Source organism: Staphylococcus sp. FSL W8-1268, assembly GCF_038003965.1.
GTDB classification, from domain to species: domain Bacteria; phylum Bacillota; class Bacilli; order Staphylococcales; family Staphylococcaceae; genus Staphylococcus; species Staphylococcus hominis.
The window spans coordinates 2100561-2107500 of sequence record NZ_JBBOQE010000001.1; the positions used below are offsets into that span (position 1 = coordinate 2100561).

General features: G+C 37.1%; 5 protein-coding genes and 2 rRNA genes (1 of these 7 running past the window's edge). 2 read left to right on the forward strand and 5 right to left on the reverse strand.

The window, feature by feature from the left end:
* Positions 1-462, reverse strand: coding sequence for a CtsR family transcriptional regulator (locus NST64_RS10665; protein ID WP_002449017.1), 462 nt, complete (start codon positions 460-462; stop codon positions 1-3).
* A gap of 154 nt (positions 463-616) precedes the next feature.
* On the opposite strand from NST64_RS10665, the gene NST64_RS10670 reads away from it, so the two are divergent.
* A complete protein-coding gene (locus NST64_RS10670; protein ID WP_002455762.1) occupies positions 617-1831 on the forward strand; it encodes a NupC/NupG family nucleoside CNT transporter in 1215 nt (404 codons plus the stop codon).
* Positions 1832-1867: 36 nt separating this feature from the next.
* On the opposite strand, the gene pdxT is transcribed toward NST64_RS10670, so the two are convergent.
* The gene (gene pdxT, locus NST64_RS10675) at positions 1868-2422 is read right to left on the reverse strand and encodes a pyridoxal 5'-phosphate synthase glutaminase subunit PdxT (protein ID WP_002488406.1); all 555 of its coding nucleotides are present in this window, start codon (positions 2420-2422) and stop codon (positions 1868-1870) included.
* Positions 2423-2425: 3 nt separating this feature from the next.
* Positions 2426-3313, reverse strand: a complete 888-nt coding sequence (gene pdxS, locus NST64_RS10680; RefSeq protein ID WP_002449019.1) for a pyridoxal 5'-phosphate synthase lyase subunit PdxS — start codon at positions 3311-3313, stop codon at positions 2426-2428.
* A 95-nt stretch (positions 3314-3408) separates the two neighbouring features.
* Between pdxS and pdxR the strand changes: the two genes are divergently transcribed.
* Entirely contained in the window at positions 3409-4779 is a 1371-nt protein-coding gene (gene pdxR / locus NST64_RS10685; protein ID WP_002449062.1) for a MocR-like pyridoxine biosynthesis transcription factor PdxR, read from the forward strand.
* Between the two features lie 199 nt (positions 4780-4978).
* Here the strand turns inward: pdxR and rrf are convergent.
* Both rrf and NST64_RS10695 read right to left on the reverse strand, forming a co-directional pair.
* A 5S ribosomal RNA gene (rrf, locus tag NST64_RS10690) occupies positions 4979-5093 on the reverse strand.
* A 67-nt stretch (positions 5094-5160) separates the two neighbouring features.
* Positions 5161-6940: ribosomal RNA gene (locus tag NST64_RS10695) — 23S ribosomal RNA — on the reverse strand (it continues 1142 nt past the right edge of the window).

A 6940-nucleotide genomic window follows, 5' to 3' on the forward strand; every position in this document is an offset into this window, starting at 1 on the left:
TTAATAGTAATTAATGATAGGTAATAATCGTTTGAGAATATTTGCTCTAATAATATCTCTAGAAACAACATCCATCGATAGTGTTTCACGATCAATAATCACTTGAATCATTCTTGCTTCTCTATCACTAATTAATCCTTTATCTAACAAACCATCAATTATATAATATGCTTGTTGTTGAGATATCGAAGGACCAATTAATTGCAATAGATGATTAATATAACCCGTTGCATCTTTATTTTCAATTTTCGTGATTCGGATATATCCTCCTCCACCACGTTTACTTTCTATTTCATAACCATGTTCATTTGTAAATCTTGTTTTAATAACATAGTTGAGTTGAGAAGGCACACAATCGAAACGTTGAGCAATATTAGCTCTTTGAATTTCTACCATATCTTCATTACTTTCTTCAAATAGTTGTTTAATGTATTGTTCTATGATGTCAGACATGTTGTGCATGATTTACCACCCCTTTTGACCTTCTTTGACTATATTATATGACCAACTTTGACCTTTTTCAACCAATTTGTTTTTTTTATTTAAAAATATTAATGTTACTTCTATTATTTTATTGTATTATATAAGATAAAGAAAATTTTAAAGGAGTAGAATTATGCATATTCTTATTGGGATCATTGGGATTATTGTCTTTTTAGCGCTAGCATTTTTATTTAGTTCAGATAAAAAGAATGTTCGTTGGCACTATGTTGGATTATTATTAATTATTCAACTTATACTCGCATTTATTCTTTTGAAAACGACTGCTGGTATTACAATTATCGGTGGTATTTCAAATGGATTTAACTATTTGTTACAAAAAGCTGCTGAAGGAGTTAATTTTGTTTTTGGAGGATTTAAATTTGTAGATCCAAACAATCCACCATTCTTCTTTAGTGTCTTATTACCAATCGTATTTATTTCGGCATTAATTGGTATTTTACAATATACTAGAATTCTTCCATGGATTATTAATGTGTTAGGGTTCTTAATTTCTAAAATTAATGGTATGGGGCGTTTAGAATCATATAATGCAGTAGCAGCTGCGATTCTTGGACAATCTGAAGTATTTATTTCATTAAAACAACAATTACCATATATACCTAAACAACGTTTATATACTTTAACTGCTTCTGCAATGTCTACTGTATCTGCATCAATTATCGGTGCATATTTTACATTGATTGAACCTAAATATGTTGTTACAGCGGTTGTATTAAACTTATTTGGTGGCTTCATTATTGCTTCTATTATTAACCCTTATAAAGTTAATGAAGAAGATGACAAATTGCTAGTGGATGAATCAGAAACTAAAAAACAAGCGTTTTTTGAAATGTTAGGTGAATATATTTTAGATGGTTTCAAAGTAGCAGTTATCGTTGGTGCAATGTTAATTGGCTATATTGCAATCATTGCTTTATTAAATGGCCTTGTAAGTGGTATTTTTAGTTTAATTTCTGGCGGAGCAATCAAATGGGATTTCCAAACGTTAATTGGTTTTGTATTTGCACCATTTGCTTTCTTAGCAGGTGTTCCTTGGCAGGATGCCGTTAAATCAGGTTCTGTGATGGCAACAAAACTATTATCTAATGAATTTGTTGCTATGCAATCACTTGGAAGCTTGAAGGGTATTTCTGAGCATGCAAAAGGTATTACGTCTGTATTTCTAGTTTCATTTGCTAACTTTAGTTCTATTGGGATCATTTCTGGTGCGATTAAATCACTTAACTCTGAAAAAGGTGATGTTGTAGCACGTTTTGGTATTAAGTTATTATTCGGTGCAACACTTGTATCATTTATTTCAGCTGCTATCGCTGGATTCTTCATTTAATAAGAAAAAGCTTGAGATTTTGATCTCAAGCTTTTTTTATTTAACTATATGTTCAATAAAATACTGAGTTATACGATAGTCATCTGTTAATTCTGGATGGAAAGACACCCCTAGGTATTTCCCTTGCTTAACAGCTACTATTTTATCACTAATAGAACTTAATATTTCTACATTATTTTCTACATTAACAATATGTGGTGCTCTTATAAAGACCCCTTCTATATCTTTTGCAATACCTTTAACATCTAACTCAGCTTCAAAACTATCTACTTGTCTACCAAAGGAATTACGCGCAACAGTAATATCTAATTTTTTTAGATATCCTGTCTCACCTTCTACATCTTTTGCAAGCACAATAAGACCTGCGCAAGTTCCAAACATTGGTAAATCAGATTGTTGTAATTTTTCTTTAAAGCCATATAAATCCATAAGTCTTCTTAAAGTTGTAGATTCACCGCCAGGGAGAATAAGACCATCAATTTCATCTAATTGTTCAACTTTCTTAACTGCTATACCTTCGTGACCACTTAATTCAATGTGACGAATGTGTTCACGTACTGCACCTTGTAACGCTAATACACCAATCTTCATAAATTACCAACCACGCTCTTGCATACGTTCTTCTAATGAGATTTTATTTATATCTAAACCTTTCATTGCAGTTCCTAATTCAGCTGCTAATTTTCCAATTAATTCATAATCTTGATAATGAGTTGTAGCTTGAACAATAGCTTTTGCAAATTTTTCTGGATCTTCAGATTTAAAAATACCTGAACCCACAAATACCCCATCAGCCCCTAATTCCATCATTAAGGCAGCATCTTGAGGTGTTGCTACACCACCCGCTGCAAAGTTTACTACTGGTAAACGACCTTCTTCTTTAATTTGTTTTAATACATTATATGGTGCACCTAATTCTTTAGCATAAGTCATAATTTCATCGTCATTCATTACAGTTAGACGACTAACCTCTGAATTAACTTTTCTCATGTGACGTACAGCTTCTACAATATTACCTGTTCCAGGTTCTCCTTTAGTACGTAACATCGCTGCACCTTCGCCAATACGTCGTGCTGCTTCGCCTAAATTACGGCAACCACAAACAAATGGTACAGTAAATTGATCTTTTCTTAAATGAAATTCTTCATCTGCAGGAGTAAGAACTTCAGATTCATCAATATAGTCTACGCCCATAGCCTCTAATACACGTGCTTCTGTAATATGACCGATACGTGCTTTAGCCATTACTGGAATTGAAACAGCATTCATTACTTCTTCAACAATTTTAGGATTGGCACTACGTGCTACACCACCAGCTGCTCTAATATCAGATGGTACGCGTTCTAAGGCCATAACTGCTACTGCTCCAGCTTCCTCTGCGATTCTAGCTTGTTCAGCATTAACAACATCCATAATGACGCCGCCTTTTTGCATTTCAGCCATACCACGTTTAACTCTTTCAGATCCTACAATTTTAGACATTTATAAAACCCCTTTTCAATTGATTAAATCCATTTTAAAATATAAACTGATATTTAAAAAGGTACAATTTTAATAAAAAATTAGGGGTCAGATTTATGACGAAGAAACAATCATTATATATTTCTTTATATGAAAAGTTAAAAAAACAAATTATTGAAGGTGTATACGAATCAAACGATAAATTTCCATCTAAAAGACAGTTGAGCGAACATTTATCACTTAGTCATACTACAATTGAGCATGCCTATCAGTTACTTTTAGATGAAGGATTTATATATTCAAAACCACGTTCAGGTTATTATGTTTCAGAAATTCAATCATTACCAGTAACAAATAGTTATCCTGAAATAAGTGATATATTAGAAACTGATAAAGCTACACAGGAAAATACGTATCAGTATCAATTCAATTTAGCTGAAATTGATGCTAAACATTTTCCTAGTCATTTATTTAAAAAGTATGCTAAAGAAGTATTTGAAGAAGATCAACTTGCCCTTTTGAGTAAAGGAAGCGTTCAAGGAGAATTCAACTTAAGACAGCAAATTTCTCATTATTTATTTAATAGTAGAGGAGTATCTTGTCATCCAGATCAAATTATAATTGGCTCTTCAACTGAACAATTATTAAATATGGTCACTGACTTATTAAAAGATTCATCATTTATTATAGAACAACCTAGTTATCCACCTATTAAACATGTACTGGATAAGCATAGAATAAGTTATACACAAGCTAGAGTAGAAAAAGATGGAATTAATATCGATGAAGTCTTTCAAAAAAATAATGATATTTTATATATCACACCATCTCATCAATTTCCAACAGGATATGTGATGAGTTTAAAGAAGCGCACACAACTTATAAAATGGGCACAACAAAAGAAGGAACGATATATTATTGAAGATGATTATGATTCAGAATTTAGATATTTCGGAAAACCTATTCCAGCATTACAGAATTTAGATAAAAAACAAAAAGTAATATATATTAGTACATTTTCGAAATCGCTTTATCCAAGTTGTCGTATGGCCTACATTGTCTTACCAAATAAACTGCTAAAATTATTCCGAGAGATGCAGTATGTTGAAAGCAATACTGTGCCTGTACATTTACAACACATGGTAGCACAATTTATGGCAACTGGTAGCTTTGAACGTCATCTTAATAAAATGAGAAGAATATATAAAAATAAATTAACTTTTATTTTAGAAAAACTAACACCATATAAAGAACAATTGAAAATTGAAGGCGCACTAACAGGAATGCACTTCACACTTGTAGTTAAAAATAATTTGACAATAAATGAATGCATAAAAAGAACGAAAAAATGCAATCTTAAATTAACACCTTATCCTTACAACAACAAAAAACTACAACATCCTACCTTCTTAATTGGCTTTGGAGGTATCCCAGAAGAAAAATTAGAAAAGCATGTTAATGCTCTTATTAAAGCACTTACAGTTTAAATAGAGGAAATGAGTTCTGACTCATTTTGGATTGGTAGTCATTGAACGTAGAGTTTTTTATGAAAGTCACTATGCTAACCATCCGTAGTGTATATTCATTTAGTCATCTTTTAATTAGTTATATATAGATATATATTTTAAAATAAAAAAAGAGACCTCACGGTCTCAATATCAACTCATCGCATCCATACAATGATTTGCCTGGCAACGTCCTACTCTAGCGGAACGTCAGTCCAACTACCATCGGCGCTAAGGAGCTTAACTTCTGTGTTCGGCATGGGAACAGGTGTGACCTCCTTGCCATTGTCACCAGACAAGTGAATGATTATACATTCAAAACTAGATAGTAAGTAAAGATTTGCGTCGCAAAACTTGAAAAAATTGATTAAGTCTTCGATCGATTAGTATTCGTCAGCTCCACGTGTCACCACGCTTCCACCTCGAACCTATTAACCTCATCATCTCTGAGGGATCTTATAACCGAAGTTGGGAAATCTCATCTTGAGGGGGGCTTCATGCTTAGATGCTTTCAGCACTTATCCCGTCCATACATAGCTACCCAGCTATGCCGTTGGCACGACAACTGGTACACCAGAGGTATGTCCATCCCGGTCCTCTCGTACTAAGGACAGCTCCTCTCAAATTTCCTACGCCCACGACGGATAGGGACCGAACTGTCTCACGACGTTCTGAACCCAGCTCGCGTACCGCTTTAATGGGCGAACAGCCCAACCCTTGGGACCGACTACAGCCCCAGGATGCGATGAGCCGACATCGAGGTGCCAAACCTCCCCGTCGATGTGAACTCTTGGGGGAGATAAGCCTGTTATCCCCGGGGTAGCTTTTATCCGTTGAGCGATGGCCCTTCCATGCGGAACCACCGGATCACTAAGTCCGTCTTTCGACCCTGCTCGACTTGTAGGTCTCGCAGTCAAGCTCCCTTATGCCTTTACACTCTATGAATGATTTCCAACCATTCTGAGGGAACCTTTGAGCGCCTCCGTTACCTTTTAGGAGGCGACCGCCCCAGTCAAACTGCCCGCCTGACACTGTCTCCCACCACGATAAGTGGTGCGGGTTAGAAAGCCAACACAGCTAGGGTAGTATCCCACCAACGCCTCCACGTAAGCTAGCGCTCACGTTTCAAAGGCTCCTACCTATCCTGTACAAGCTGTGCCGAATTTCAATATCAGGCTACAGTAAAGCTCCACGGGGTCTTTCCGTCCTGTCGCGGGTAACCTGCATCTTCACAGGTACTATGATTTCACCGAGTCTCTCGTTGAGACAGTGCCCAAATCGTTACGCCTTTCGTGCGGGTCGGAACTTACCCGACAAGGAATTTCGCTACCTTAGGACCGTTATAGTTACGGCCGCCGTTTACTGGGGCTTCGATTCGTAGCTTCGCAGAAGCTAACCACTCCTCTTAACCTTCCAGCACCGGGCAGGCGTCAGCCCCTATACATCACCTTACGGTTTAGCAGAGACCTGTGTTTTTGATAAACAGTCGCTTGGGCCTATTCACTGCGGCTCTTCTGGGCTTGCACCCTAAAGAGCACCCCTTCTCCCGAAGTTACGGGGTCATTTTGCCGAGTTCCTTAACGAGAGTTCGCTCGCTCACCTTAGAATTCTCATCTTGACTACCTGTGTCGGTTTGCGGTACGGGCACCTAATCTCTATCTAGAGGCTTTTCTCGGCAGTGTGAAATCAACGACTCGAGGAAACAATTTCCTCTCCCCATCACAGCTCAATCTTAAGAGTGCCGGATTTGCCTAACACTCAATCTCACTGCTTAGACGTACAATCCAATCGTACGCTTCGCCTATCCTACTGCGTCCCCCCATCGATTAAAACGATTATAGGTGGTACAGGAATATCAACCTGTTATCCATCGCCTACGCCTGTCGGCCTCAGCTTAGGACCCGACTAACCCAGAGCGGACGAGCCTTCCTCTGGAAACCTTAGTCAATCGGTGGACGGGATTCTCACCCGTCTTTCGCTACTCACACCGGCATTCTCACTTCTAAGCGCTCCACATGTCCTTGCGATCATGCTTCAACGCCCTTAGAACGCTCTCCTACCATTGTCCAAAGGACAATCCACAGCTTCGGTAATATGTTTAGCCCCGGTACATTTTCGGCGCAGTGTCACTCGACTAGTGAGC